The following is a 26,436-nucleotide window of genomic DNA, read 5'->3' on the forward strand; positions in this document are numbered from 1 at the left end:
AATTTCTTTCTTAAAAAACAATCGTCTTGATATTCTTGGAAAACTGTTTGGCGAAGTTTTGCTACCTGAGGCCGTTTACGAAGAATTGACTTCAAACCAGGATTTTCTGGAAGAAGCCGAACAGGTGAAATCATGTGAGTTTTTCAAAAAGGTGTTTGTTGGCGATAGTCAAGCCGTTGGCATGTTGATGCGTGTAACTGGCTTGGATCTTGGTGAAAGCGAAAACGGAGTAGCTATACTGCATAGATCGGCACATTTGTCAGTTGCCCTTGCTCCTTGTACGGAAGCATCGAGTAGCGGATGGCATGGAGCTTGGGATTGCTTTGCAAAAGTTTGGATAGTGAATTTGCGCGCACGGATTCTCCCGACTTGACCTCGATGGGCAAAAGTTCTCCTTCTGATTGTATCATAAAATCAATTTCCAACCTGGAATCGTCAGTTGAATGGTAATAAATCGGGTCGATTTGCCGGGCCTTCATTTGTTGCAGAATAAACTGTTCCGCAAGTCCACCGTTATATTCTGCTATCAAGTCGCACTTTATTAAAATCTGCGAGGCATCGGTATTTGCCATTGCACCAAGAAGCCCGACATCGAGAGCATATAGCTTGAATACGTTTAGTTCTTCATATAAGTTAATTGGTAAGGCGGGCTTTGAAGCACGGGGAACTTTGTACAGTAATCCGGAATCCGTCAGCCATTCTATCGCTTCTTCGTATTGAGTTGCGCGCGCCCCCTTGCGGAGCGCTCCATAGATGAATTTTTTGTTTTCCTTGAACAGTTGCGAAGGAGCACTTTTCCAGACAAGCTTGATTTTTTCGACTTGATCCTTGGGGGCATGCTTTGAAAAATCTTGTTCATACCCGTGCAAGATACTTTTCTGAATTTTGCGGACTCCTTGCAATGCACCGGTCTCTACATACAGTTTGACCGCTTCGGGCATCCCACCCACATAGTAATACTGCCGGAGTAAATCAATGAATTTCTGGTGTAGTGGCGTGATTGCGTTAAAGTCGTGCTCATTTAGCAAATTCAGCATCTGTTCTTCGCCGAGGGCGTCAAGGAACTCCCGAAAATCCATAGGGAAAATGTTGAGCTCGTCAACTTTCCCGACAGGGAAGGATACGCCCTGGTGAAGCGATATTCCCAGCAGCGAACCCGCCACGGCAATATGGTACTCCGGTGCCTGTTCATAGAAATATTTGAGAGACTCTATTGCTTCGGGAATGTCCTGAACCTCGTCTAGGATAATCAAGGTGTCGCCAGGAGTGATGTCCACCTTGCTCAGGGCGCTTAAGTCCCTTATGATGCGCTTTATGTCGAAATCATGTGAAAAAATTTGCTTTGCAAGTTCGTTTTTCCTGCAGACGATATAGGCTTCTTTTGTGTAATGACTTTTGGCAAATTCGCGTAAAAGCCAGGTTTTTCCGACCTGTCTGGCTCCGTTCAAAATGAGCGGCTTACGGCTGCTGCTATTTTTCCAGTCAAGGAGGTTTTTAAGGGCTATACGTCTCATAATACATTTTTCCGCATTTGATTTTTACTTTAATATACATAAATCTACACTAAAAATCAGATGTTTTTTACATTTTTACACACTTAAAATAGTGATAAAACAGCCGAAAATGGCTTTTGAATCATACAGGCGTTAAATAAAAGGGCTGCTTGATTATCTGCATTCATTGGAATGCGGCCCTTTTTCTATATTTCTCTTGTAAATCAAAAAGAGGACTTCAAGATGAAAAAGATTTTTGCGATGCTTGCGGCTGTTGCTTGCGCCGCTATACTCACTGCTTGTAACGACCAGAAGGCTGAAACGAAGACTGCTGCCGATGAATCCTTCAACAAGGTCAAGGCGGCAGGTGTGTTCGTGCTTGGCCTCGATGATTCTTTCCCGCCGATGGGCTTCCGCGACAAGGACAACAACATCGTGGGTTTCGATATCGACCTCGCTACTGAAGTTTGTGCGCGCCTGGGCGTGAAGCTCAAGACGCAGCCGATTTCGTGGGACGCGAAGGAACAGGAACTGAACACCGGCAAGATTGACTGCATCTGGAACGGCATGAGCGTTGACTCTGCACGTGCCAAGGCCATGAACCTGAGCGACCCGTATCTCAAGAACCGCATGATTTTCACGGTGAAGGACAAGTCTCTTGCAAACCTTGCTGCTCTTGCAGGCAAGAAGATCGCTGTACAGAACGGCTCTACCGCTCAGAAGCTTTTGGAAGCTTCCGAAGCCGGCAAGGCTGCCAAGGAAATCGTCCCGTTTGACGATAACCAGACTGCTCTCATGGATTTGGACAAGGGCGGTGTCGATGCCGTATTCCTCGACGAAATTGTCGCCAAGTACTGGATTGTGACGAACGCGAAGGACTACACGGTGCTCGAGGAAGGCCTTTCCGACGAAGTCTACGCTGTGGGTTTCCGTAAAAAAGACCAGGCTCTCCGTGACTCTGTGAATAATGTCCTCACTGCAATGAAAAAAGACGGCAAGTTCGCTGAAATCTCTGCGAAGTGGTTCGGCAAATAAAGATCTGCGAGCCAAGTTCGCTGAGCTTGCCGAAGCGAACCTTGCGTAGGATTGACTATCCATGTCTGATTTGAATTCCTTACTCCCGATTCTCTGGGGCGGCTTCTGCACGACGCTCGCCATTTTTGCGCTGACGCTCCTGTTCTCGATTCCGCTTGGCTTGCTTGTGGCGGTTCTCAAGATGAGCCGTTACCGCATTGTGCGTTACCCGGTATCGTTCTACATCTCGGTCATGCGCGGCACTCCGCTGCTCCTCCAGATTGTGGCGATTTATTTTGGCTCGTACTATTTAAGCGAATACACGGGAGTGGAGTTCTCGTTTGACCGTTTCCCGGCTGTGATTGTTGCGTTCTCGATTAACTATGCGGCATACTTTGCCGAGATTTTCCGTGGTGGCATCCAGTCAATTCCGAAGGGTCAGTATGAGGCTGCGGCAATGCTTGGCCTTACACGCGGTCAGACGTTCTATCGTATTATTCTCCCGCAGGTCGTTAAGCGCGTTGTGCCTGCAAGTGCAAACGAAGTCATTACGCTTGTGAAGGATACATCTTTGGCGCAGGTGATTGCCGTGACGGAACTTTTTGCTCTCGCGAAAAAGCAGCAGGCCGCTTACGCAAGCATCTATCCGCTGTTTGTGGCGGGCGTGTTCTATTACATTGCAAATCTTCTTTTGAGTGTGTTGTTCGCTTACGTTGAACGTAAGTTGAACTATTATAAGTGAGGCGTGTCATGGATTCTCAAGTTCAGTCTGTTATTATCAATGACGCTCCTCTAGATTCTTCTCCGATTCTCGAAGTCAAACATTTGAAGAAGTCCTTTGGCGATTTGCATGTGCTCAAGGACATCTCGTTTGACCTCAATGCGGGCGAGGTACTTTCGATTATCGGACCTTCCGGTTCAGGCAAGAGTACGCTTCTCCGTTGCCTCACGCAGCTTGAAACGTTCGAGGCGGGCGAGGTGCGTGTCGATGGCAAGGACATGGTTGTTCCCGGTTCTTGCATTGGTGGTAAAATCAAGTACGCTCCAGCAAAGACGCTCCGCGATATCCGCCTTTCTACAGGGCTTGTGTTCCAGAACTTCAACTTGTTCCCGCATTTGACCGTGCTCCAGAACTTGACGCTTGCTCCGGTTCGTGTGCTCGGCATTCCGCGTGAAGAAGCCCGCGCCACGGGACGTCGTTTGCTCAAGCAAATGGGGCTTGAAGGTAAGGAAAAATCTTACCCGTGCGAACTCTCGGGCGGTCAGCAACAGCGAGTGTCTATTGCCCGTGCGCTTGCGTTAAAGCCAAGGATTCTCTTCTTTGACGAACCGACCAGCGCCTTGGATCCAGAACTCACGGGCGAAGTCCTCAAAATCATCAAGAAGCTTGCTGAAGACCGCATGACGATGGTCATCGTGACGCATGAAATGGCGTTTGCTCGTGATGTGGCGAACAAGGTTATGTTCATGGACCAGGGCGTTGTCGTGGAACAGGGAACTCCGGACTTTGTATTCAACCTGTCTCAGAACAAACGCTTGAGTGCTTTCCTCGAAAGATTTTCCCGAAACTAGTTCTCTTTTTTTATTTTATATTCACCATAGAAGATTTTCTTTTATGAAAAAATAGAAAGGAGTTAGAATGAAACGTCTTGTAGCTACGTTGGCTGTTGTGCTGATGAACATTTGTCCTAATACATTTGCCGTTGATGATCCACCTGTAGATTCTTTCATTACCGGTGTTCATGTGGGTATAGGCTTGGGTGGCTACTGGGATTATCCATCGGAATATTTGGGTAGTAATGATTGGATGAATGTGGCCCTTGATTTGGGTTGCGTCTTCAATATCAGAGTTAATCGGTATTTAAGTGTTGTGCCAGAATTGGGGTTTGGCATGATTATAAGTTCTTGAGACGCTGGTTCTGTTTCTTATTATGATGTTTCCGAAAATCGCGGTGCGTATGGATTCAAAATTCCTGTTGCTGTTCGTTTTACTCCGCATCGGCAATTTTATCTTGAAACAGGGGCCCGCATGAGCTTTAACGTGGCATCTTCGCATACATTTAGTGGCTCGGACATTGATGGCAATACGATTTCGCTTTCGAAATCAGGTAATTGGAAACCCAAAACGTTTGTTCCGTCCCTTATCTTTGGCTTGGGTGGAACTTTCAGGGCGAATGATCGTCACGATATTGATGTTGGAGCTCGTTTTATTCTTGATGTTGGCGGAATTGAAAAATATGACGAAATTTACGTTGAACATAACACTGTAAAAAATAAGACTAAAGTTTGGAATGTACAGATTGCCGTCAATTATTATTTCGGAACGCGGCTATAGACATTAGTACATCCAAATTTGCCGTTCATCTCCAAATTTCGACGTGTTGTAGACTTTTAAAACATTTTTGGGATTTTTTTGTAAAAAGTTCTAGAAATGTTGTCTACCATTTTTGTATTTTATTCTTTATCTAACAAATTTTGAATTTTTAAATGACATTTGTGTTATTTGAAGGAGATTAAATGAAAAAGTTCTTTATTGCATCTGCTATCGCCATGATGTGCCTTAGCGCAAATGCCTTTGCCGAAGATGATGGCTACGGTAACGATATTCCGCCTGCAAGGTCCGAAGGCACTGTTGACGACGGTTACGGCAACAAGCTTCCGTCGAACGAACCTGAATATAAGAGCTTTGAAGAAGCGCGCGCTTCATCCTATGGTAGTTCGAGCGAAGGTTCTAACAGCAATAACCAACGAGCTCGCTTGGGTGTTCATCTTGGTGCCGGTTTTTCGTTTGTGGCAAATTACCCGACTGATAAAGATTTCGTCAGACAGTATGGCGACAATGAATGGGTTGGAGCTTCTGTCGATCTTGGTCTTATCCTCAAGTTCCCTTTAAATCCGATTATTTCGTTTGTCCCTGAAATAAACTTTGGGATTACTTATCTTTCTGAAGAAATTAAGGGCGCTGACGGCTACGACGAATATTGGCATGAATACAAGGTGAATGATGCTAAGACTCTTTACAATGTCAATATTCCGCTTATGTTGCGCTTGCAAGTTCCATACGTGTATCTCGAAGGTGGTGTTCGCCTGAGCTTCAATATCGATACGGACCATGAAAACGAATATACGGACAAGGATGGCAATCCTCTGAAGTACTATGACTATAAGGACGACGATTACAAGACGGTCAAGCGCGATGCCGAAGATGAATGGAAAGTCAAGACGTTTATTCCGTCCGTTGTCACTGGTCTTGGAACCACATTCCTTGCAGGCGGTTTGATGTGCGACTTGGGCCTCCGCTTCATTTGGGACCTTAGGGGAATTGAAGAAAAAGACAAGGAAATCTATGGTTATGATCTTCAGAAATATAGCGTAGCAAAGGTTGTCGAAAACGAATCGAGCATATTCTCCCTTCAGTTTGTTTTCAATGTATTCTTTTAAAGTGTAGCTACGAAAGTAGCCTCTTTTTATCGTTATATTGAAAGTTTTTCAAAAAATTTTAGGACAATCACCTGCGAAAAGCGTGTTAATATAGTAGACGCTTTTTTGCAGGAGAAAAAATGGTTAATACTCAGATGGCGTTGTATTCAACGCCTGATTTTAATTTGATGCCGCGTGAAAAATTGGAATACGCTGGGGTGAGTGCGCTCAGCAACGAAGAACTGCTGGCGATTATTCTAGGGAGCGGTAGTCACGATTGCAGTGTTTTTGAACTCTCGAAACGGCTTTCGGAATTTTTGTCGACAGAGACTTCGGTTCCGACATTGGACCGTCTCAGGAGGATTCGTGGACTTGGAAAAGTCAAGGCGTCGCAAATACTTGCGTGTCTAGAACTTTCGGGCCGCTTTATTTTGAGCGATAAGGCTATTGCCGTATCTGTCCCGGAAGACGTGCTGTCGCGCGTGTCGTACATGAAGTATGAATCGCAGGAGCACCTCGTTGTCATTACACTGAATTCTGCAAATTTTATCATTCGCGTGCACGAACTTACGACTGGGCTTGTGAATCAGACGCCCGTGCACCCGCGTGAGGCTTTTGCCCTCGCGATAGAAGATCGCGCTGTTTCTGTGATTTTTGTCCACAATCACCCCTCTGGATCGCTGGAACCGAGTCCAGAAGACATGTCCATCACGCGTGTGCTCTGTGCTTCAGGTAAAATTTTGCAAATCCCCGTTTTGGACCATATTATCATTGGTAAAAGTGGTTTTACAAGTTTGTGCCGATGTTTTCCGGAAATCTTTGAAAGCTCATTTTTTAAGTGATTTAATGTAAAAAGAAAAAAACAAAATGGCGAAAATTAAATTTTATGTATTATTTATCCATTAATTTGCGTTAGAAAAAGTGCGGACTTTTTTTTAAAGTGTTATATTTCACTTAAACATTACTATAAGGGACCTTTCCATTTAAGGGTTGGTCAAAACAAGGAGACTCTATGAAACGAGTAGCAATGGGATTGGCTTTGGCCTTGGCGGCATCATCCGCCTTCGCTGGTCATGCCAATACGATTAACAAGACGGGCTTCGTCGGTGTCAACAAGACACAGTCTGCCCAGTCTCTCGGTCATTCCAAGCTTGTGTTTACGGCTTTGGGCGACTATGCTTTTGGCAATAGCATGTTCAAGAATGAACCGGAAGCCGGTTACAGCCATGTTTTGCAGAACGAGTACACGAATCAGAAGGCTGAAGTTGCAAACTATAACGGCATCAACGCCTATGTCGGCCTCGCTATTGGTCTTTTGGACTATTTCGATATCGGTGTGACGTTGCCGGTCTACTACGACAAGTTCAATGGCAATCCGACTTGTGGCGAACCGGACTGCAATCCGGCTGCTCTCGCTGGTACGAATGTTGGTTACGTCGGTAACTTGACCGCTAGCTTGAAGGCTCGCGCTCCGATCCCGGCCGATGTGCCTGTTGACTTCGCTGCTTTCTTCAGATATTCTTTCAAGACCTCTAAGAATACCAAGCAGGGTCTTTGGGTTCGCGAACCGGAATACTTCCAGAAGGAAACTGGCCTTGCTTATCCGTATGGTTCTGCTAAGTCTGTATTTACCGTCGGTGCTGCTTTGACGTTCGACCTCTCTAAGGCCGACATCATGCCTCTCCTCGTTCACATCAACGGTGGTTACCGCATGTCCATGGACAAGGCTTACTTGTCCTTCCCGTTTGCAAGTGCCGCTCTTGAATTCTACGTGCTCGACTTCCTTTCCTTCTTCGGTGAATTCTACATGGATATCCAGACCGATGAATTTACATGGAATGTTGGCAACGAAGGCAAGTACAACGCTCCTGAAAAGCTCGACATGAAGCAGGTCACTGGTGGTGCTGTGTTCCACTTGCCGATTGGCCTTGACATCCAGCTCGGTGCTTCTTTCTACGTTGGCAATGACAACATGGTTCATTACGCTCGCGTGATGCACAATGAAGAAAACTTGAACCAGGCTGCAGCTAAAGCAGCTGTTACCAGAGACGGTCAGCTCAAGTCTGGTATTGAAGTTACCAGGACTCGCGTGAATCCGCAGATCGCTCTGTTTGGTGGCCTTACTTGGTCTGGCTTCCTTGCTCCGCAGGACCGCGATGGTGACGGTGTGGCTGACTCTGATGACCGTTGCCCGGATGACTATGGTCATCGTTTGAACGGCGGCTGCCCGATGGGTAACCCGGATAGCGACGAAGACGGTGTCTGCGACGCTTGGGTTTCTGAAAAGGGTATGCTTGACGAATTCCGTAATGTTTGCGAAGGCATCGACCAGTGCCCGACCGACAAGGGTAACAACTCCAATGGTTGCCCGAGCGATGATCCGGACCCGGATAAGGATGGCGTTTGCGATTCTTGGGTAAGCCAGAAGGGTCAGCTCGACCAGTTTAAGGATATTTGCGAAGGCATCGACCAGTGCCCGGCTGAAGCTGGTACGCTCGTCAACAACGGCTGCCCGGAAGACAATCCGGATCCGGATGGCGACGGTCTCTGCTCTCCGTGGGTCACCGACAAGAACAAGCTTGACCAGTATGCCGGCGTCTGCAAGGGCTACGACATGTGTCCGGGTGAAGCTGGTGCTGCCGGCAATAAGGGCTGCCCGTGGGATGACCCGGACAGCGACGGCGACGGTATCTGCGATGAATGGGTTGTACAGAAGAAGCTCGGCTACTACTTCGAAAAGGCTGCTGAAGACGAAGCTCTCGCTAAGGAATGGTTCATCTCCAAGACCTGTAAGGGTCTTGACAAGTGCCCGCTCGAACACGGTGTTGCCGCTAACGATGGTTGCCCGCTCCCGGATCCGGACCTTGACAAGGATGGCGTCTGCGATGCTTGGGTCACCGAAAGGAACATGTTCAACCTCTTCGAAGGTGTCTGCGCTGGTATGGATCGCTGCCCGAATGAAGCTGGTGACGATGGCTTCGGCTGCCCGAAGAAGAAGGTAGAAAAGCTCGAAGGTATCTCCTTCAAGAGCGGTTCTGCTACCATCAACGCTAACGCTAAGAGAATCCTTAAGGGTATCGCTCAGAAGCTCAAGGAAGACGAAGCCTATAAGGACCTCAAGATTGTGATCCAGGGTCATACCGATAACCGCGGTAAGGCTAAGAAGAACCTCAAGCTCTCTGACCGCCGCGCTAAGGCCGTTATGAAGCAGCTCACGAAGTTCGGCGTTGCCAAGAAACGTATCAAGGCTGTTGGTCTCGGCTCTACCTGCCCGGTTGACGATAACTCCACGGCAGAAGGTCGCGAAATGAACCGTCGTATTGAAATGCACTTCGTCACACCGGAAAATGACGGTACGAAGTGCGAAAGCAACTACGTTGGTGACTAATAACTTTTAGAGTCTCAACCAAAGCCCCGGGCATTAGCCCGGGGCTTTTCTTATAATCGCAACAAAGTTGCCTTTTATTTTAGGACGGGGGCGCCATTATTAATTGCTAAATTATGCAATATGACAAAACTTGATGAAATTCTGACCGCAAATAACTTTAGCAATCACGATCTCGTTGAAATGCTCCCCGTGAACTTGAACCACAAGATGGTGCAGAAGGCTCGTCTTGGCAAGAAACCTGTGCCAAAGCACACACAAGACTTGATTTTGCAGGCTTTGAACAAACTTTTGCTACAGTCTGCCGCCGATGTGGAAGGCAAGGTTGTGAAGCAGTATAAGCGCGTGGATTTGTTCGGCTGCGACTAAGTCCTTAGTTATGGCTTGGGGCTCGCTCGTAACCTCGCTTTGAACAAATGCTCACACCTCATACCTCAAAGGCGCTTTGCGTTTACCTCAAGCCCCTGTTTACTAGCCACTAATCACTTCCTACTTCCTACTTCTTACTTCTCACTTTTATATAATTACAATCATGCAGCAATACTTAGATCTTCTCAAAGATATTATCGATAACGGTGTGGACCGTTCGGACCGCACTGGCACCGGCACTCGCTCTGTGTTTGGCCGCCAGACTCGCTTTGATCTTTCCAAGGGCTTCCCGTGCCTCACGACCAAGAAACTCCACTTGCGCAGCATCATTCACGAGCTGCTGTGGTTCTTGAAGGGCGATACGAACATCAAGTACTTGCACGATAACAAGGTTACGATTTGGGATGAATGGGCCGATGAAAATGGCGACCTGGGCCCGGTTTACGGTCACCAGTGGCGCTCCTGGCCGACACCCGATGGTGGACATATCGACCAGATTGCGAATTTGATTAATAGCCTCAAGAACAATCCGGATTCCCGCCGTCATTTGGTTTGCGCCTGGAACGTTGCCGAAGTCGACAAGATGGCTTTGCCGCCGTGCCATTGCCTGTTCCAGTTCTACGTGGGCGGTGTTGGCGCTAGTGGTAAGCGCAAGCTCAGCTGCCAGCTTTACCAGCGCAGTGCCGACATGTTCCTCGGCGTGCCTTTCAACATTGCGTCGTACTCGCTGTTGACGATGATGCTTGCCCAGGTCTGCGGTTACGAAGCGGGCGAGTTTGTCCATACTTTTGGCGACTTGCATTTGTACAGCAATCACTTTGACCAAGCTCGTGAACAGCTTTCGCGTACGCCGCGTGCGCTCCCGACGATGAAGATGAATCCTGATGTCAAGGACTTGTTCGATTTCAAGTTCGAAGATTTTGAACTTGTGAATTACGACCCGTGGCCGACCATCAAGGCTCCGATTGCGGTTTAATGAACGCTTCGATTGACTTCATTGGCGATATTCATGGGCACTACGATGAACTCGTGGTGCTCTTAAAAAAGCTTGGCTATGAAGAACGCGGAGGTGCGTTCCGCTATCCGGGCGATGCTCGGACGGTCGTCTTTTTAGGCGATTACATTGACCGTGGAAGCCGTGTGCGCGATACGGTAAATCTCGTGCGAGCCATGCGCGATGCAGGCTCTGCTGTGGCGCTGATGGGCAATCACGAATTCAATGCGCTTAGTTTTTGGCACGAGAATGGAACGGGTGGGCGGCCTATAAAAGCAATTCGCGGTGGCTATTTGCGTGAACATACTTTTAACAAAGTCGCGATTCACGTGAAGACTGTCGAAAGCTATCGCGGGCGCAAGGCGGAATTCCAGGAAATGCTCGATTTCCTCAAGACGCTCCCATTTTATTTGGAAACGGACTTGTTCCGTGCGCAACATGCCTGCTTTGACTTGAAATGCGCGGATGTTCTTAAAGCCGAAGGTATCCGTTCTTTTATGGATGGCAATTTCGATGAGCTTATTGCACGCGCGAACGACAAGAATGACGAATATGATGATTCGCTGTATTGGCCGATAAGTTTGTTCTTGAAAGGCCCTGAATTGGATTTGCCAGAAGGCGTGACGTTTCGCGATGCCGAAGGTGTAAATCGTAAGCGTACGCGAATCCGCTGGTGGATCAATCCGAAAAACAAAAATTTGCAGGAACTTAGTTTCCAGCCGGGCGTGGAATTGCCTCCGCGCGAAGTTCCGCTCGAAATTCAGACTCGCGATTTCTATGGCGAAAATGAACGCCCGGTTTTCTTTGGGCATTATTGGTTGACGGGGTTGCCTGAACTTATTCGTGATAACGTTTGTTGTTTGGATTACAGCGTTGCAGGTTATCGCGGGGACGGGCGCCTAGTTGCTTACCGTTTTGATGGCGAACAGAAACTCGATAACCGAAAGTTCGTCTCGGTCGAAGCTATGTAGGAGTTAGGTTGTAGGTCATAGGTAATAGGAAATAGCCATGCATTTTATGCATCTGTATAGGGCGGCTATACGAAACTGAAAACTTTAGTTTTCTAGTTGAGTTATCCTCTTTGGGGAGAAGCCGCGATTCTTTACCTAACGCCTAATACCTAAAGCCTATAACCTTTCTATATTTATAATATGCTACAATGGGATACGCTTCTTTCTGCAACGCGTTACGGGCACCCGGCTGATCCGGACCCGAACCGTTCTGACTTCCATCGCGATTACGACCGCATCGTTTTTTCAACTGCTTTTCGTCGTTTAGGCCGCAAGACTCAAGTGCACCCGTTCTCGGTGAATGACCATGTGCACAGCCGCCTCACGCACAGCCTCGAAGTTTCGAGTGTGGGCCGTAGCCTTGCAATTACGGTGTATCACCTGATTAAAAAGCATTTGCCGAAGTACGTGAACGAATACCAATTCGGTACGATTGTGCAGTCGGCATGCCTCGCTCACGATATTGGTAACCCGCCGTTTGGTCATGCAGGTGAAGCCGCTATCCGTGAATGGTTCCGCAAGAATCGCCATTCGGCACCGATGTCTGAACTGAACGACAAGGAAATTGCAGACTTCGAAAACTTTGACGGTAACGCTCAAGGCCACCGCATTTTGAGCAAACTCGAATACCACTTCCTTGATGGCGGCATGCGCCTCACGTATGCGACAATCGGTTCGATGATCAAGTACCCGCGACTTGCGTATTACGGTTGCCCGACGAGCTTGTTCCGCACTGAAGCGGAACTTTACCGAGAAACTGCAGAAATTCTTGGAATTCCGGAAATTGAAAATGGCGTTTGGGCGCGCCATCCGTTAGTTTATTTGATGGAAGCGGCAGACGATATTTGCTATTCCATCCTTGACGTTGAAGATGCGATTGAACTTGGCATTTTGACGTTTGGCGATGTGCGCAACATGTTCAGTTTCTTGTGTGGTCCGGAAGTCGATATCGACCGCGAGTTCGAAGAAAACGGTCAGAACTTCAGAGACTTCCTCAGTAGCATTCGTGGGCGTGCTATTCAGAACTTGATTGATGATGTGGCGGTGCTTTTTGTAAAACATTACGACCGCATCATGGATGGGACGCTCGACAAGCATTTGATTGACCTTTCCCGTTCCGATACGATGGAAGGCATCCGCATTGCAAAGCGCTTGGGCGTAGAACGCATTTACCCCGACCGCCGTAAGACGGAACTTGAAGTCGGCAGCTATACGACGCTCAGCACCGTGCTCGATGCGTTTATCAATGGTGTTTACGATTATCGCCAGAACGACCGCAATTCGTACCGTGCAAACCGCATTGTGCGCTTGATTGGGCAAGCCAAGATTGGCCAGAGTGTGACGACCGCCGAAGCTTACCACCAGGTGCTCGACTTTGTGAGCGGCATGACGGACAATTACGCCACTTACCTTGCTCGTCAAATTGGCGGGCTTGCCATGGGCTATTAAAGTTCTCAGGGGTGCTACGAAGTGAGTGCGCTGGATATCGGAATAATAAACGATACTTCGAAAATTTGGCTGTTCGATTACGACCTCACGCTTTACGGCGAAGAAGAGCGCTTTGTCTTAAATTCGCTCGACCACCGTATTGCTGAATTTGTTCAAAAAACGGTTGGCGGTACATTCGAAAGTGCAACGGAAATCCGCAAGGATTATCTGCACCGCTTTGGCACAACGCTTTCGGGCCTTATGGCGATGAACGGCACCCGCCCCGATGATTTTTTTGACTTTATCCATGAACCTGAATATCTGATTTACCCGAAGGTAGCGCCTGAAAAGCTTGAACTTCTGAAGTCGCTTGTGGGGCATCGCTTTGTGTTTACGAATGGGCGAGGGGACTGGAGCCGCGCGGGCATGGCGCACATGCAGCTCGATTCTGCGATTGAGGATGTTTTTGACCTTAAGCTCATGGATTGGGAAGGCAAGCCTCACGTGAGCGCGTACGATAAAATCGAAAAATGGCTTGTGGCGCGGGGCGTCTTGGCTCAAGAATCGTCAGAAAAGTCGCAAATTGTGTTGCTCGAAGATTCGTTACGCAATTTGGAACCCGCTCATGAACGCGGCTGGACGACGGTTCTTGTGAATCCGAACATCCAAGCGCCTAGTTGGGTGGATTTTCATATCCCGCATTTACTAAATTTACGGGAGAAGTTAATTACGAATCTATAACAGAGGTCTTTAGTCAATAGTCATTGGTCTTTAGTTTTTATAAGACGTCTTGGACGCGATTATTAAACAAAAGTCTATTGACTAATAACCAATAACTAATAACCAAAAGCTAAAAACATGCTCGACTTACTTTCCATGGATTTTTTGCAGAACGCCCTCATTGCAGCGGTGCTTGTTGCCATTGCCTGTGGCGTTATGGGAACGTACGTCGTGGTAAACCGCTTGACGGCGCTTTCGGGTGGCGTGGCTCATGCTTCGTTTGGTGGGGTGGGGCTTGCCTGCTTTATCGGCTTTTCACCGATGCTTGGCTCGCTTGGTTTTGCGCTTGCCTGTGCGATGCTCATGGGCGCGCTCACGTGGCGTGACCGCAAACATGCCGACACGTTTATCGGAATCATTTGGGCGGCAGGCATGGCGCTTGGCGTGATTTTGACGGATTTGACGCCTGGCTATAGCGGCGAAATGATGAGTTTCTTGTTCGGTAGTCTCTTGACCGTGCCGACGGAACTTCTCTGGTGGATGGGGGCTTTGCTCGTATTTATCTTGGGGGCTGTCTCGGTCTGCTTCCGCAATTTCCTTTCGATTTCGTACGATCCGGAGTTTGCTCGCGTTCGCGGCATTCCCGTGCTGAACTATTATATGCTCTTGATTGCGTTGATTGCGCTCACGGTCGTGATTGCCGTGCAGGCGGTGGGCATGATTCTCGTGATTGCGCTCCTCACAATTCCCGCTTACATCGCGGAGTGCTATGCCAAGAATTTGCTTCAGATGATGGTTATTTCGGTTTTGGTTTCGCTTGTGCTCGTGGTGCTTGGACTTTTAGTCGCTTGCCAGTTGAATTTTGTCGTCGGCCCTACAATTATTGCGGGCGGCGTCATCTTGTACTTGCTCAACTTTGCCGTTAAAAAGATTGTGAAAAAATAGGAGAGGGAAAATGTTTTCAATGTTGCGCGTTTCTGTAGCTTTAGCCTGTTCGTTCCTGGCAACGTCTGCATTCTCTGCCGCTGCCCGTAATTCGTTTGACAACATGGATGTCAAAACGTCTTATTCCGAGCTTTTGCAAGAGAAAAACGCCCGTAACGATTCGCTCTTGCCGGCTTTTGATGGCGACAAGGCTTTTGCCGAAGTGCTCCGCCTGAATCCGAATTTCTGGAGCTTGGGTAGCGCCATCAACAAAGAAGAATCCCTCGTGACAAAGCTTCACGTGAACTTGATTTTCGTGGACGGTACCCGCGAAGAGCCGTTCTGCGAACTTGATAAGGCGGCGAAAAATACTGCAGATGAATGGAACGTGCGCATCGGTGCGGACTTTGTTTCTGCAGGCTCCAATACGGTCCACATTCACGTGCAGCAGTGCTTGGACTATGTGCGCGACCAGCTCGGTTATGCCATCAAGAAGGGTGACAAGATTATCCACGTGCCGCCCAAGGAAACGCTTGAAAAAATCAAGAAAAGCGAAATCCCGGATGCTATTGACATTGATTTGCAGCAGACGCTTTTGAAGGCTCACGAAGACGTGAATCTCACTGGCAAGTGCCCCAAAGATATCGAAGCCTACATCATCCTCATGAATGTGTACAATCAAGTCAAGAACATGAAGATGGATTACGTTGTCATTAATGACCAGCTGAACAAGCAACGCAATGGCGGCTCCCGCGTACAGTCCTGCGCTTTTAGCCGCGAATGGAACAAACGCTACCAGGAAAGCGCAAGCTTCGAATGCGATATCGATAACGACCGTTGCACCTACCGTCAGGAAAATGATGGCGATACGGAATGGTCTATCAACTACGAAAAAGACCGCTTTGAATACATCAACAAGAAGTTCCTCTTCTTCAATCGCGATCCGATGAGCATCCACAAGGGCGGTACCATGATGGATTTGCGCTTGATTCGCCTTTCCACGACACTTTATCTGGAAGCCTACATCAACTTGAAGGGTGAACCTGTAACGCTTGGCCTTATCGTTGTGCCGGGCGACAAGTCCATCAAGGATTACGAAGACGACCGCCCGTCTTACGAAGAATCCCGCGAAATGACGGAATAATTGTTTTTTTGCAATATTTGCTGAAATGTCATGCCGACCATAGAGCCGGCATTGCCTTTTTAAAGCCCGTTTAGACGCATTTTTTAGGTGCTTTTCTTTGAAAAGGCGGTAATTTATATTATATTAAGAAAGTAAAATTTTAAGGAGAATATTATGAATTCTTTCGTTAAGGCTTCTTTGATCGCTGCGATGATGACTGCTCCGCTCATGGCTGACGAATCTTTTGGTGGCGTCGGCATCACCATTTACCAGGTGACGGATGGCGTTCACGTGGCAGAAGTCATCCCGGGCACCCCGGCTGCCGAAACCAATCTCCGTGCTGGTGATGTGATTACCGCTGTTGACGGAGTCAGCCTCAAGGGCCAGAATATCGAATTTTCCAAGTCTAAGCTTCGTGGCCAGGTCAATAAGCCGCTCGAAATTACTTACACGAGCAATGGCGAAACCTATTCTGCCGTGATTCGTCGTGCTCAGATTACCGTGAAGGACTTGGACAACAAGGCCGTCAAGAATTGGTATGGCGATAAGGAACGTGTAAATGCTCAGGAACTCGAAACGTTCGCTAGCGCAACAGAAAACGACAAGCAGCTCGTTGCTGTGCTTAGCCGTGGCAACCTCATCAAGAACGATGTTTCTGTAGCCTCTGCTGATGTCAATGGCGTTTATGTGGAAAAGGCAAAGACCGCTCCGAAGTTCACCAAGACGACTCCGGTCCGCTCGGGTGATGCTAGCCTCCGTCTTTTCAATCGCAAGGCTCTTTCGTTTACGCTCAAGTCTCCGGGTCGTGCTACTGTTACCATCATGACTGCTGATGGCGAACAAGTGGCAACGCTGAACCTCGACAACGCTATTGCAGGCGTGAATACGCTCAACTGGAATGGTGCTCAGGTGCCGAGTGGCCGTTATGTTATTTCCATTGACCACAATGGCGCTGTGAGCGGCGCTAACGCTGTGCTCAAGTAATCTGCATTGCTGCTAGCCCGTTTTACGTGGCTGTCCTGCTTTAAATAGAAATTTGATGGACGCTTCTATCTGGAGCGTTCATTTTTTCTATCTTGTGGAACCGTGATTTTATCCAAAACCCATTGCGTTCTGTGGGCCGTTATCGCATTGTTTATCGCTGCGGTCTTTGCTCCTTGCTCTTACGGCGAGGAGATGACGCGCTTTGAACTTGAAGAACGCGAGCAGCCTGTCGAAGATACGACTGAGGTGGATTGGATGAACGATACGACTGGCGTGGATACGATTGAATACCATGCGGTCGATCTTGTGTACGATGTGGAAACTTCTACGTTCAACTTGAATAAGTCGGCGCAGCTCAAGTACCGCACGGCGACGCTGGAATCCGATACGATTTGGATGGACCAGAAAAACCAGATTCTCGCCGCTAGCGGAAACCCGATTCTTCGCGAATCCAAGAATCCCTCCCTTTCGGGGATGCGCCTCAAGTACAACCTCAAGTCTAAAATTGGCGAGGTGTATTACGCGACCACCTTCCAGGACAACCAGCAGCTGAACGGCATGGAAGTCCGTCGCTTGCCTGATACGCGAATCCAGATTGCGCGTGGCGACTTTAGTACGTGTAACGACACGACGCACCAACACTTCTACTTTTATGGCCGTCGCATGGTGGTGAAGCCCAAGGAGACGATTACGGCAAGGCCTGTGGTCTTGAACATTGCCGATGTGCCTGTGGCGGTTCTTCCAATGATTGTGGCTCCGCTTAAGAGCGGCCGAAAGTCGGGCCTTTTGACACCGAAGTTCGGTGGTGACCAAAAGCAGGGTTATTACTTGAGCAATGTCGGCTTTTATTATGCGGCGAACGATTATTGGGATGCGACTATTTCTGCTGACATTATCGAAGGTGACGAGGCGCGCTTTGAGCGTTCGACCCTTACGGGCGAAGTCCGTTACAAGAAACGTTATTTGCTAGATGGGTATTTAAAGTACACGAGCTATCTCAATGAATTTGACTTTGCCAATAGCGATTACGACATTAAATTTTCGCACAACCAGAACTTGACTCCGGACGCAAAACACACGTTGAGTGGCCAGGGTTCTTTTGTGAGCCGTCAGGGCATCCGTAAGGACAGGTCGCTTGAAGCGAGTACGATTTTGGACCAGCAGGCCAATGCGTCACTTGCGTATTCTGGGAAGTTCGGAAACAACAAGAGCTTGACGGTTCGAATTTCACAGAATCATAACCTCACGACGGGCATGCTTGAAAGGGAACTGCCGGATATCCAGTACCGCATGAGCGGAAACCTTTTCAACTTTGAATTAGACGAAGGTGAGGTGGCTGCAGAGGACGGCTCGTTCCAGTCGTTCCTTGAAAAATTCAACTATAGCTTTACGAACCGGTTCAACTACAAGTCGCACCGCGAACGTGATACGACGCTCAACAAGGACACGACGGCTCATTACTTGGGTTATACGGGAACGTACACCTTGGATTATTCAGGCCGACTTTTCGACGTGATTAACATTACTCCGCGAGCTACGTTTACGGGTTATTGGACGGGTACGTCTTGGCGCAATCCGAATGATTCTTTGTACAAGCGAAAGCGCTATATGAGTTTTAATCCCGATGAAGGGACTTTTGGCAATGTCGCTTACAACCACAATTACAGCTTGACCGCCGACACGAAACTTTATGGTATCTGGGTGCCTGAAATTGGGCGCTTTACCGGTGTCCGGCACGTGCTTTCACCAAGCATTTCTTACACGTACGCACCAGAAATCGACACGGTCAAGAAGTTCGCTCCGCATCCGTATTTGGGACAGTATCCGTATCAGGAAAAGCAACAGACGATTGGCTTTAGCTTGAGTAACGACTTTGATATCAAGTACCTCAAGGTGGCGGGGCATGTCGATACGACCCGCGGAGATTCTACGAAAAAGGCTAAGGCGGTCGAAGACCAGTACGGCACACGTCGATTGCTTACGACAAGGCATAGTTTCTCGTACAACTTTGCAGCTGATTCGCTGAATTTTTCTGACATTTCGTCGTCGTTTGGCTTCCAAATTTTGCCGGACTACATGTTTACCATCAATACGCGCCATAGCTTTTACCACAAGTACGAATCGAATCCGAACAAGGTAAGATTCCCGGAACTCACATATTGGGGCTATGAACTTTCAAAGAGCTTCCACTGGAGTGGTACGTTTAATGGTGGGCTCCCATCGCAGCTTGAAAAATATGAAATGCTCAATTGGTCTTTGAGCCTGGATTACCGCTATTCGTTTAGCAGTACACGGGTGGCGAAGAATTTGTTCAAAGACAACATTTCGCATTCTACGGGTATTTCTGCCTCGTTCCAGCCGACAGTCAACTGGGATGTCTCTTATAGCACCCGTTACGATTATAATGAAGGTAAGTTTGTCTCTCATGAATTTACGTTCAAGCGTGTGTTGCATTGCTGGCAGCTCGATTTCACATGGACGCCGACGGGCCCTGCCGCAGGCTGGAGCTTCTCCGTGTATGTCCGCGACTTGCCTGATATCAAGCTTAACGCCGGCAGCACCGATACAAAGAGTTATGACTAAGTTAGACGAGAGAACGGCTCTTCGAGCCTGTAGGCGAGAGACGGAAGAAGTAGACAGTAAGCAGTAGGCAGTAGACAGGATTAGTTTGGCGGCTTCGCCGCAATTATATAACTTCCTACTTCCTACCGACTACTTCCTACTGATCACATCCCTAACCACTAATCACTAACCCCTATATACTAACCACTATTGACTAATAACCAATGACTAACGAAATAATTCTTGCAAGCGGTTCGCCGCGCCGTTCCGAAATTTTAAAACAGCTGGGTGTCAAGTTCCGTGTAGTCGTCTCGGGCGAAGACGAAAAGCCCACAAGTGCAAATCCGCTCGACTTTCCGCGTGAAAATGCCTGCATCAAGGCTTTGTCTGTTTCACGCCAGGAGTGCGATGCTTATGTGCTTGGCTTTGACACGCTTGTGTTTTTGGATAACGTTCCGCTCGGCAAGCCCAAATCCGAAGCGAAAGCCCTTGAAATGTTAAGCAAACTAAACAATCGTAGCCATTTTGTCATCACAGGAGTTGCGATTGCCCGTAACGGTGAAATCCTCAGCGCGTCCGAAGAGAAAACAGAGGTGTTTTTTAGAAACTGCACCTTACAAGAGCTTAAAGAATATGTAAATTCTAGGGACCCGATGGACAAGGCTGGCGCCTACGGCATTCAGACGAATGGTGCGCGCCTGATCAAGTCTATCAACGGCTGTTACTACAACGTGGTTGGATTGCCGGTTGCACGTACGCTGGAAATGTTGGATGGTTTAGAAGTTAGGGTTTAGCAAATGATTCAGTTGGAAGAGAAAAATCCAAACGAACGCCTTGGTGATTTTTTGGTCCGCGTTCGTGAATCTCAAGGACTTACGATTGAAGATCTTGCCGAGCGCACGAAAATCTCGGTAAAGATGCTTCATTTCATTGAATCGAGCGACTGGAAGTCTTTGCCGGTCGAAGCTTATGTCCGTAGTTATTTGAATTCTGTAAGCTCAAAGCTTGGCTTGGATCCCAAGGCTGTCCTTAAAATGTATGCCGAAGAAGTGGGCTCAAGCTATGAAGTCCGCGAGGCTGAACCCATCAAGAATATCGCTCCGATGACGGACGAAGAAAAGAAACCACGTAGCAAGGCTGTGCCTATAGCTATCGTGATTATTCTCGTCCTCTTGGTGGTCGGGCTCCATTTTGTGACCCGTGAAAAAGCCGCTTCTGATGCTAGTGCCAATCCGCCATCGGTGGTCGCTGCCGAAGATTCTTCGGAGGTCAATCAGGACATGCCTGAAGGCGCTATTGCGGTTCCGGTCGATTCCATCAAGGAAGAAAAGAACGAGACGGTGACTCAGGCAGAAGTCGATAAGGCTGTGAAAAAGGCTGAAAATCTCCCGGCATCTGCAACGATTTTTATCTCTTCGACGTCCAAGAAAGATACGACAGTGACGACGGGCCCGGTTTCGGATAACGGTCGTACTCGCATTGAACTTGTCGGTTCCGGCGAAATGCGTTCTTGGGTCGGCATCAAGCGCGACGAAGACGATGATGATTTTGTGAAAGAAGCGAACATTGCAACGGTTGACAATAAGCTTGTCTATACCGCAAGTGGTACGCTCTACATTGTGATTGGTGAACCGCGTGCCATTGGCAAGATGTACTTGAACGGCGTGGAAACTCCGGTTCCTGTGCCGAAGTTTGGCCGTGTGGCTCGCTTCAGCGTTTATGACGGTCGTGTCCTTAAATAAGAGGTGCTAAGATGCGTTCTTCTAAGATTTCTCGTAAGACGAGTGAAACCGATATTCAACTTTTCTTGAATCTGGACGATTGCTCCAGAGGTCAGATTAGCTCGGGCTCGGGCTTCTTGGATCACATGCTGAACTTGTTCCAAGTGCATGGCGGATTCCACCTCGATTTGAACTGCAAGGGCGATACCGAGGTCGATATGCACCACAGCATGGAAGACATCGCTATTGTGCTCGGCCAGGCGCTTGTAGAATGCCTCGGTGACAAAAAGGGCATTGAACGCTATGGATTTTACTTTGTTCCGATGGACGAAGCCTTGAGCCGCGTGTGCATTGACTTTAGCAACCGCATCGGCTTTGTCTGGAATGTGAAGCTCCCGGCTGCTACCGCAGGCGGAATTGAAGCTAGCATGTTCGAACACTTCTTCAAGAGCCTCTGCGAAAATGCTCGCATGAACTTGCACGTGGAACTCTTCTATGGCAATGACAACCATCACTGTCTGGAATCCATTTTCAAGGCTTTTGCACGTGCCGTTGCCATGGCTGTTGCGCCCTCCCGCAACGTGAAGGGTGTCCCCAGCAGCAAGGGTGTGCTGTAAAAGATCGCCGATAATCACTGCGGAAAAAAAACGCAAAAATCGCCGCAGTTGAAAAGCGCGAGAATCGCCGAACTCGTCATTGCGAGGCACAAAGTGCCGAAGCAATCTCTTATTAAGTCTTGAGTGTCATGCCCGCGAAAGCGGGCTTTATCTTTATTGTCATGCCCGCCGGAGCCTGTGCTGAGCGCAGTCGAAGTAAGCGGGCATCTCCTTTATTCTGTTTTTTGCTGTGTAATGGATGAAATTACGGGCATTTTTTTGTTTTTATGAATCAATAGCAGATTTTTTTTGAAAAAAGAAAAATTTTAGGATATTTTTATTTAGACTTCATCGAAGGAGATTATATGGCATTGATGATTATTCAGCTGTTAATAGTGCTTCTGGCGCTTTACGTGGGTTCGCGTTACGGGAGTCTTGCGCTTGGGGCCATTTCGGGTATTGGTCTTGCCATTCTGGTGCTCGGCTTTGGCATGAAACCGGGAAACCCGCCTACAGACGTTATTTACATCATCATTGCCGCCGTGACTTGTGCGGGAATCTTGCAGGCCTCTGGCGGTATGGATTGGCTTATCCAGGTTGCAGAACGCCTATTGCGTCGGCATCCGGACCACATTACGTTCCTCGCTCCGCTTTGCACGTTCTTCTTGACGGTGCTCGTGGGAACAGGGCATGTGGTCTATACACTGATGCCGATTATTTGCGATATCTCCCTCAAGAAGGGAATACGCCCGGAACGCCCGTGCAGCGTAGCTTCGGTCGCTTCGCAGGTGGGCATTACATGTTCGCCGATTGCGGCGGCGGTCGCTTCGTTTGTCATTATCTCAAACAAGAACGGATTTGAAATCAACAACTTGCAGGTCATCGCAATTACGATTCCGGCGTGCATTTGCGGAATTATGGCGGCAGCGGCTGTTTCGTACAGGCGAGGGCTCGATCTCGATAAGGACCCGGCTTTCCAGGCGCGCCTCAAGGACCCGCAGATGAAGGAATACATGTTCGGGAGTACGGCTTCCGTGCTTGACAAAAAAGTCCCGAAAGAGGCAAAACGTGCGGTGTATATCTTTCTTGCGGCTCTTGGCGTGATTGTGCTGTTTTCCATTTGCCAGATTACAGGGCACGATATTCGTCCACAGTTTCCGACGGGCAAGATTGTCGATGGCGTGGCGCAAATAAAGCCGCTTGCGATGAACATTATCATCCAGATTGTGATGATTTCGGCAGCGGCGTTCATGATTCTTTGTTGTAAGGCGGAACCCAAGAAGGCCGTGGCGGGAGCTGTGTGGCAGAGCGGCATGGTCGCCGTTGTCGCCATTTATGGTATCGCGTGGCTTGCCGATACCTACTTTGCAAATTACATGGATGTGATGCAGGGCGGGCTCAAGGATATTGTGCAGCATTACCCGTGGGCAATCGCGTTTGCGTTCTTTGCGGTGAGCGTGCTTATCAATTCGCAGGGGGCCGTGGTGGTCGCGATGCTCCCGCTGGCCTATAGCCTCAACATCGAAGGTCCTGTGCTGTTGGGCGTGCTCCCGAGTGTTTATGGTTACTTCTTCATCCCGAATTATCCGTCCGACATTGCGACCGTGAACTTCGACCGTTCGGGCACGACCGTCATCGGAAAGTACTTGCTGAACCACAGCTTTATGCGGCCGGGCATGGTAAGCGTCATCGTTTCGACGATTGTCGGAACGTTGCTTGTAAAGCTGATCTACTAGCGCCGTGAATTCGGAATGACGTCACTTTTTCCTCGCCTCAGTCGATGCTGGGCGAGAATTTTTTATATGAAACATTATGTTTCTTATACTGATGTAAAAATAATTGATTTGTTGATAAAATCGCTTAAATTTAAAGAAAATATCAAATTTTGTTTCATTGGTATTTGTTTTTGCATGAATTAATTTTATTTTTAAAGCAGATAAAGCTGATTAAGAATTATGAAATCCGTTTTTGAATATAGAGATTACCGCGAATACATGCGAGATTTTTACGAGAGCCGTAAAAAGTGTTCCGCATTTACGTGGCGCGAATTTGCAAAACTTGCGGGTTTTTCGTCTTCGGGATTTTTGATGCTTGTTTGCGACGGTAAAACGCGACTTTCAAAAGTTGCTGTTGAAAAGGTCTTGCCGGCGATGAACTTGTCTGGTGTACAGGCCGAATATTTTCGGGCGATGGTTGAATTTTGCGATTCCGCACGCTCTGAAATCCGTCAAGTCGCTTTTGAGTGGATGATGAAAATTGCTAGCGAAAACCGTGTGGAATTTTTGGAAGCGAAGTCGTTTGAATATTTTTCGTCGTGGGCAAACCCGGCACTCAGGGAACTTGCCCCGATTATGAAGGGCGCGACGCCTCTTGAAATGGGACATGCTCTTGTGCCTGCCATTTCTGCTGCCGAAGCTCGTGAATCCTTGGAACTTCAGGAATCGCTTGGGCTCTTGAAAAAAGATGAATGCGGAAATTACGTGCAAACAAGCGAAGGTGTTTCGAGCTCTCGTGAAGTTATCTCGGCGACGGTCGTCAATATGCAAAAGCAATATGCGCATTTGGCTGCCGAATCCCTAGAACGTTATTCGCGAGAATATCGCCACATTTCGGGCATGACGATGGGCCTTGACCGAGAAGCTTATGAGCGCCTAGCTGCAGAACTTGATGCCTTCCGCAAAAAAGTAGTGGAAATCGTATCGAACGTGAAAAGTTACGATCGCGTTTATCGAATGAATTTACAGCTCTTTCCATTGAGCAAACAAGTTGGAGAAAAAAAATGAAAAAGAATAATCTGATGCAAAATATATTTGCCATGAGCCTTGCTTGCGCAACGGTTCTTTCGGGGATTACGCTACTTGCGGGGTGTTCCGGCTTTACCGAGGACACGAATACATCATCGAATGATGATGGCGGAATCATTGATGTGCAAACGGCTTTTGCTTCTGCTCGTGTGACGGGAATGGGCAAGGCTCATGTTGATGAATCCAAGGATTCTGTAACATTTGTAACTGAAGTTTTCGGTGGCTGCATTAAGCGTAATGGAACGATTTTCTATAATCCAGACTATTATTCTGCAGATACAAATCGCTTGGCCTATAATTTCCGTAATGATACTTTACAGCTTTCTTCTATTTACGAAGATAAAAATACAAAAGAGCTTGAGACTGTTCAGTTCGTGGGCGGAACCTCTGGCGTGTTGGATGGCACTTGGCGTTCGCAACCGTGCTTTTATCTTGATGGAGTTCATTACTGTAATAACGATGCTTATGAAAAGTTTATTAAAATCGATGGAGACAACGTAGAATTCCGTGCCGGTGATGTGCCGAACTATGATTATATGAACACGAATTTTGTGTGTGATATATTCCGGTTCTTGAACGGTAAAAGCTCCATTTCGTTTGACGATGTTTTCTATTCAAGGTCTGCCAATAGTCCTGAAGAATATGGAATTACTGTCCTAGAAAAAACGAATAAGAGCATGAAGTTTACGCATGAAGGTCGCACATTTGATTTGAAATTAGATTTTGTCCGCTATAGCGATACCGTGGCGGTGACGCTTTCGTCTAATGGAACGACATGCGTTGGCAATTATAGCAGGAAGAAAAACGTCCCGCCTGAATTATGCCGCGAAGAAAATGCACCTTATATGGAATTTAACGCAGAAAATTGGGATTCAGATGCGCATGCGTCGCAATATAAAAAGGATAATCGTCCTGAATTTGAAAAATGCGTCAAGGGGATTCTTGAAAGCGAGATAAAGACATCTACAAGTGCGGACTCTGGAAATGTTGATGTGCTGGCTGGTTTTGCATCGGCTCGTATGGTGTATTCCGGTAAAGCTCTTGTTAATGAAACTCAAGACTCGTTAACGTTTGTTGATGAACAAGTGGGTGGATGCCTCAAGAAAGGCGAATCATTTATGTATGACCCTGATTTCTATTACGGTGATTCAAATACGTATGCCTATGGCTTCCGCGGCGATACTTTGGCGCTTACACGGCCGGCGGTACTCTATGCAGATGGTAATGACGGTTTTGAATCGACAGAGACGATATTCCTTGTTGGAGGATCGTCTGGAAAGCTTGATGGAATCTGGAAAATTTTGCCGTGCAGACTGATTGATGCTAAAGGTGAAATGGGTTGCCTGAATGATGCCGATGAGGATTTTGTAAAAATAGATAATGGAAAAACGGAGTTCTATATTGCAGAGCTCGCGGACTATGATTACATGAAATCCGTTTTTGTCGAAGAATTATTCATGTTCTTGGACAGTCAAAACTCCATTCAGATTGAAACCCCATTTTATGAAGGTCGGAATGTTGAATCTTTAGCTGAAGATTATGGAATTACAGTGCAAGAAAAAACGAATAGGAGTATGAAGTTTACTTATGAGGGACACTCTTTTGATTTGAAATTGAATTATGCGAAAATAAAGGATAGTGTGTCTGTAACATTGACATCGGGTAATGTTGTTTGCAATGCATATAACCGTGAAATTCCAAATATTACGCAAGAACTGTGCAGTGAAGAAAATGCTCCCTATCTAAAAGAAATGGAATCGGGAGCGTACGAGATTAGAAAGCGTAATGACACTGAATTCGAGGATTGCATTAACGGCATTCTCGGTCGCGAAAGAAAATCTTATTAATTGTTGCCGGTGCAGTTGCATCGGCTATTGGTTCTAAACAAT

General features: G+C 47.7%; 24 protein-coding genes. 23 read left to right on the forward strand and 1 reads right to left on the reverse strand.

Going from position 1 to position 26,436, the window contains the following annotated elements:
* Window positions 1-233: 233 nt before the first annotated feature.
* Window positions 234-1,514: an ATP-binding protein gene (locus tag B3A20_RS09620; protein WP_290764060.1), complete on the reverse strand. Its 1,281-nt coding sequence runs from the start codon at window positions 1,512-1,514 to the stop codon at window positions 234-236.
* Window positions 1,515-1,736: 222 nt separating this feature from the next.
* Here B3A20_RS09620 and B3A20_RS09625 point away from each other — a divergent pair, with 222 nt between their 5' ends.
* The 23 genes from B3A20_RS09625 (at window position 1,737) to B3A20_RS09735 (ending at window position 26,394) form a co-directional block, all read left to right on the forward strand.
* A complete protein-coding gene (locus tag B3A20_RS09625) occupies window positions 1,737-2,528 on the forward strand; it encodes an amino acid ABC transporter substrate-binding protein (RefSeq protein ID WP_290764063.1) in 792 nt (263 codons plus the stop codon).
* Window positions 2,529-2,589: 61 nt separating this feature from the next.
* Window positions 2,590-3,249, forward strand: a complete 660-nt coding sequence (locus B3A20_RS09630) for an amino acid ABC transporter permease (protein WP_014547112.1) — start codon at window positions 2,590-2,592, stop codon at window positions 3,247-3,249.
* An 8-nt stretch (window positions 3,250-3,257) separates the two neighbouring features.
* Entirely contained in the window at window positions 3,258-4,079 is an 822-nt protein-coding gene (locus tag B3A20_RS09635; RefSeq protein ID WP_290764066.1) for an amino acid ABC transporter ATP-binding protein, read from the forward strand.
* A gap of 67 nt (window positions 4,080-4,146) precedes the next feature.
* Window positions 4,147-4,416 (forward strand): hypothetical protein, encoded by a 270-nt coding sequence (locus B3A20_RS09640; protein ID WP_290764067.1) that lies wholly within the window; start codon window positions 4,147-4,149, stop codon window positions 4,414-4,416.
* 120 nt (window positions 4,417-4,536) lie between these two features.
* Window positions 4,537-4,842 (forward strand): hypothetical protein, encoded by a 306-nt coding sequence (locus tag B3A20_RS09645; RefSeq protein ID WP_290764069.1) that lies wholly within the window; start codon window positions 4,537-4,539, stop codon window positions 4,840-4,842.
* Between the two features lie 182 nt (window positions 4,843-5,024).
* Entirely contained in the window at window positions 5,025-5,948 is a 924-nt protein-coding gene (locus tag B3A20_RS09650; protein ID WP_290764071.1) for an outer membrane beta-barrel protein, read from the forward strand.
* Window positions 5,949-6,067: 119 nt separating this feature from the next.
* Complete coding sequence (gene radC, locus B3A20_RS09655) at window positions 6,068-6,769, forward strand: RadC family protein (protein WP_290764073.1); 702 nt, start codon at window positions 6,068-6,070, stop codon at window positions 6,767-6,769.
* A 170-nt stretch (window positions 6,770-6,939) separates the two neighbouring features.
* On the forward strand, window positions 6,940-9,315 hold the full coding sequence (locus B3A20_RS09660) for an OmpA family protein (protein ID WP_290764075.1): 2,376 nt from the start codon (window positions 6,940-6,942) through the stop codon (window positions 9,313-9,315).
* Between the two features lie 120 nt (window positions 9,316-9,435).
* A complete protein-coding gene (locus B3A20_RS09665; protein ID WP_290764077.1) occupies window positions 9,436-9,681 on the forward strand; it encodes a hypothetical protein in 246 nt (81 codons plus the stop codon).
* A 163-nt stretch (window positions 9,682-9,844) separates the two neighbouring features.
* On the forward strand, window positions 9,845-10,657 hold the full coding sequence (locus B3A20_RS09670) for a thymidylate synthase (RefSeq protein WP_072827012.1): 813 nt from the start codon (window positions 9,845-9,847) through the stop codon (window positions 10,655-10,657).
* Window positions 10,657-11,646 (forward strand): metallophosphoesterase, encoded by a 990-nt coding sequence (locus tag B3A20_RS09675; protein ID WP_290764081.1) that lies wholly within the window; start codon window positions 10,657-10,659, stop codon window positions 11,644-11,646. Before B3A20_RS09670 ends, B3A20_RS09675 begins: the two co-directional genes overlap by 1 nt.
* 180 nt (window positions 11,647-11,826) lie before the next feature.
* Entirely contained in the window at window positions 11,827-13,134 is a 1,308-nt protein-coding gene (locus B3A20_RS09680) for a deoxyguanosinetriphosphate triphosphohydrolase (RefSeq protein WP_290764084.1), read from the forward strand.
* Between the two features lie 21 nt (window positions 13,135-13,155).
* Window positions 13,156-13,854 carry a pyrimidine 5'-nucleotidase gene (locus B3A20_RS09685; RefSeq protein ID WP_290764086.1) on the forward strand — a complete coding sequence of 233 codons (699 nt, stop codon included), beginning with the start codon at window positions 13,156-13,158 and terminating at the stop codon, window positions 13,852-13,854.
* A gap of 117 nt (window positions 13,855-13,971) precedes the next feature.
* Window positions 13,972-14,778, forward strand: coding sequence for a metal ABC transporter permease (locus B3A20_RS09690; protein WP_290764088.1), 807 nt, complete (start codon window positions 13,972-13,974; stop codon window positions 14,776-14,778).
* A 10-nt stretch (window positions 14,779-14,788) separates the two neighbouring features.
* The gene (locus B3A20_RS09695) at window positions 14,789-15,901 is read left to right on the forward strand and encodes a hypothetical protein (protein ID WP_290764090.1); all 1,113 of its coding nucleotides are present in this window, start codon (window positions 14,789-14,791) and stop codon (window positions 15,899-15,901) included.
* Between the two features lie 153 nt (window positions 15,902-16,054).
* A complete protein-coding gene (locus tag B3A20_RS09700; protein ID WP_290764092.1) occupies window positions 16,055-16,864 on the forward strand; it encodes a PDZ domain-containing protein in 810 nt (269 codons plus the stop codon).
* A 102-nt stretch (window positions 16,865-16,966) separates the two neighbouring features.
* A complete protein-coding gene (locus tag B3A20_RS09705) occupies window positions 16,967-19,447 on the forward strand; it encodes a putative LPS assembly protein LptD (protein ID WP_290764094.1) in 2,481 nt (826 codons plus the stop codon).
* Between the two features lie 203 nt (window positions 19,448-19,650).
* A complete protein-coding gene (locus B3A20_RS09710; RefSeq protein WP_290764097.1) occupies window positions 19,651-20,220 on the forward strand; it encodes a Maf family protein in 570 nt (189 codons plus the stop codon).
* Between the two features lie 3 nt (window positions 20,221-20,223).
* Window positions 20,224-21,168 (forward strand): helix-turn-helix domain-containing protein, encoded by a 945-nt coding sequence (locus B3A20_RS09715; protein WP_290764100.1) that lies wholly within the window; start codon window positions 20,224-20,226, stop codon window positions 21,166-21,168.
* An 11-nt stretch (window positions 21,169-21,179) separates the two neighbouring features.
* Window positions 21,180-21,764, forward strand: coding sequence for an imidazoleglycerol-phosphate dehydratase HisB (gene hisB, locus B3A20_RS09720; protein WP_290764103.1), 585 nt, complete (start codon window positions 21,180-21,182; stop codon window positions 21,762-21,764).
* A 344-nt stretch (window positions 21,765-22,108) separates the two neighbouring features.
* Window positions 22,109-23,479 carry an anaerobic C4-dicarboxylate transporter gene (locus B3A20_RS09725; RefSeq protein WP_290764105.1) on the forward strand — a complete coding sequence of 457 codons (1,371 nt, stop codon included), beginning with the start codon at window positions 22,109-22,111 and terminating at the stop codon, window positions 23,477-23,479.
* 219 nt (window positions 23,480-23,698) lie between these two features.
* Window positions 23,699-24,526 (forward strand): TIGR02147 family protein, encoded by an 828-nt coding sequence (locus B3A20_RS09730; RefSeq protein ID WP_290764106.1) that lies wholly within the window; start codon window positions 23,699-23,701, stop codon window positions 24,524-24,526.
* Entirely contained in the window at window positions 24,523-26,394 is a 1,872-nt protein-coding gene (locus B3A20_RS09735; protein WP_290764107.1) for a hypothetical protein, read from the forward strand. The genes B3A20_RS09730 and B3A20_RS09735 overlap by 4 nt, the downstream gene beginning before the upstream one ends.
* Window positions 26,395-26,436: the final 42 nt, after the last annotated feature.

The sequence above is a fragment of the Fibrobacter sp. UBA4297 genome (assembly GCF_002394865.1).
Classification (GTDB): Bacteria; Fibrobacterota; Fibrobacteria; order Fibrobacterales; family Fibrobacteraceae; genus Fibrobacter.

Bases quoted from the DNA above. Each gene is read 5' to 3' on its own strand.
- B3A20_RS09620 (WP_290764060.1), bottom strand. From the start codon at position 1,514: ATGAGACGTATAGCCCTTAAAAACCTCCTTGACTGGAAAAATAGCAGC.
- B3A20_RS09625 (WP_290764063.1), top strand. From the start codon at position 1,737: ATGAAAAAGATTTTTGCGATGCTTGCGGCTGTTGCTTGCGCCGCTATA.
- B3A20_RS09630 (WP_014547112.1), top strand. From the start codon at position 2,590: ATGTCTGATTTGAATTCCTTACTCCCGATTCTCTGGGGCGGCTTCTGC.
- B3A20_RS09635 (WP_290764066.1), top strand. From the start codon at position 3,258: ATGGATTCTCAAGTTCAGTCTGTTATTATCAATGACGCTCCTCTAGAT.
- B3A20_RS09640 (WP_290764067.1), top strand. From the start codon at position 4,147: ATGAAACGTCTTGTAGCTACGTTGGCTGTTGTGCTGATGAACATTTGT.
- B3A20_RS09645 (WP_290764069.1), top strand. From the start codon at position 4,537: ATGAGCTTTAACGTGGCATCTTCGCATACATTTAGTGGCTCGGACATT.
- B3A20_RS09650 (WP_290764071.1), top strand. From the start codon at position 5,025: ATGAAAAAGTTCTTTATTGCATCTGCTATCGCCATGATGTGCCTTAGC.
- radC (WP_290764073.1), top strand. From the start codon at position 6,068: ATGGTTAATACTCAGATGGCGTTGTATTCAACGCCTGATTTTAATTTG.
- B3A20_RS09660 (WP_290764075.1), top strand. From the start codon at position 6,940: ATGAAACGAGTAGCAATGGGATTGGCTTTGGCCTTGGCGGCATCATCC.
- B3A20_RS09665 (WP_290764077.1), top strand. From the start codon at position 9,436: ATGACAAAACTTGATGAAATTCTGACCGCAAATAACTTTAGCAATCAC.
- B3A20_RS09670 (WP_072827012.1), top strand. From the start codon at position 9,845: ATGCAGCAATACTTAGATCTTCTCAAAGATATTATCGATAACGGTGTG.
- B3A20_RS09675 (WP_290764081.1), top strand. From the start codon at position 10,657: ATGAACGCTTCGATTGACTTCATTGGCGATATTCATGGGCACTACGAT.
- B3A20_RS09680 (WP_290764084.1), top strand. From the start codon at position 11,827: ATGCTACAATGGGATACGCTTCTTTCTGCAACGCGTTACGGGCACCCG.
- B3A20_RS09690 (WP_290764088.1), top strand. From the start codon at position 13,972: ATGCTCGACTTACTTTCCATGGATTTTTTGCAGAACGCCCTCATTGCA.
- B3A20_RS09695 (WP_290764090.1), top strand. From the start codon at position 14,789: ATGTTTTCAATGTTGCGCGTTTCTGTAGCTTTAGCCTGTTCGTTCCTG.
- B3A20_RS09700 (WP_290764092.1), top strand. From the start codon at position 16,055: ATGAATTCTTTCGTTAAGGCTTCTTTGATCGCTGCGATGATGACTGCT.
- B3A20_RS09710 (WP_290764097.1), top strand. From the start codon at position 19,651: ATGACTAACGAAATAATTCTTGCAAGCGGTTCGCCGCGCCGTTCCGAA.
- B3A20_RS09715 (WP_290764100.1), top strand. From the start codon at position 20,224: ATGATTCAGTTGGAAGAGAAAAATCCAAACGAACGCCTTGGTGATTTT.
- hisB (WP_290764103.1), top strand. From the start codon at position 21,180: ATGCGTTCTTCTAAGATTTCTCGTAAGACGAGTGAAACCGATATTCAA.
- B3A20_RS09725 (WP_290764105.1), top strand. From the start codon at position 22,109: ATGGCATTGATGATTATTCAGCTGTTAATAGTGCTTCTGGCGCTTTAC.
- B3A20_RS09730 (WP_290764106.1), top strand. From the start codon at position 23,699: ATGAAATCCGTTTTTGAATATAGAGATTACCGCGAATACATGCGAGAT.
- B3A20_RS09735 (WP_290764107.1), top strand. From the start codon at position 24,523: ATGAAAAAGAATAATCTGATGCAAAATATATTTGCCATGAGCCTTGCT.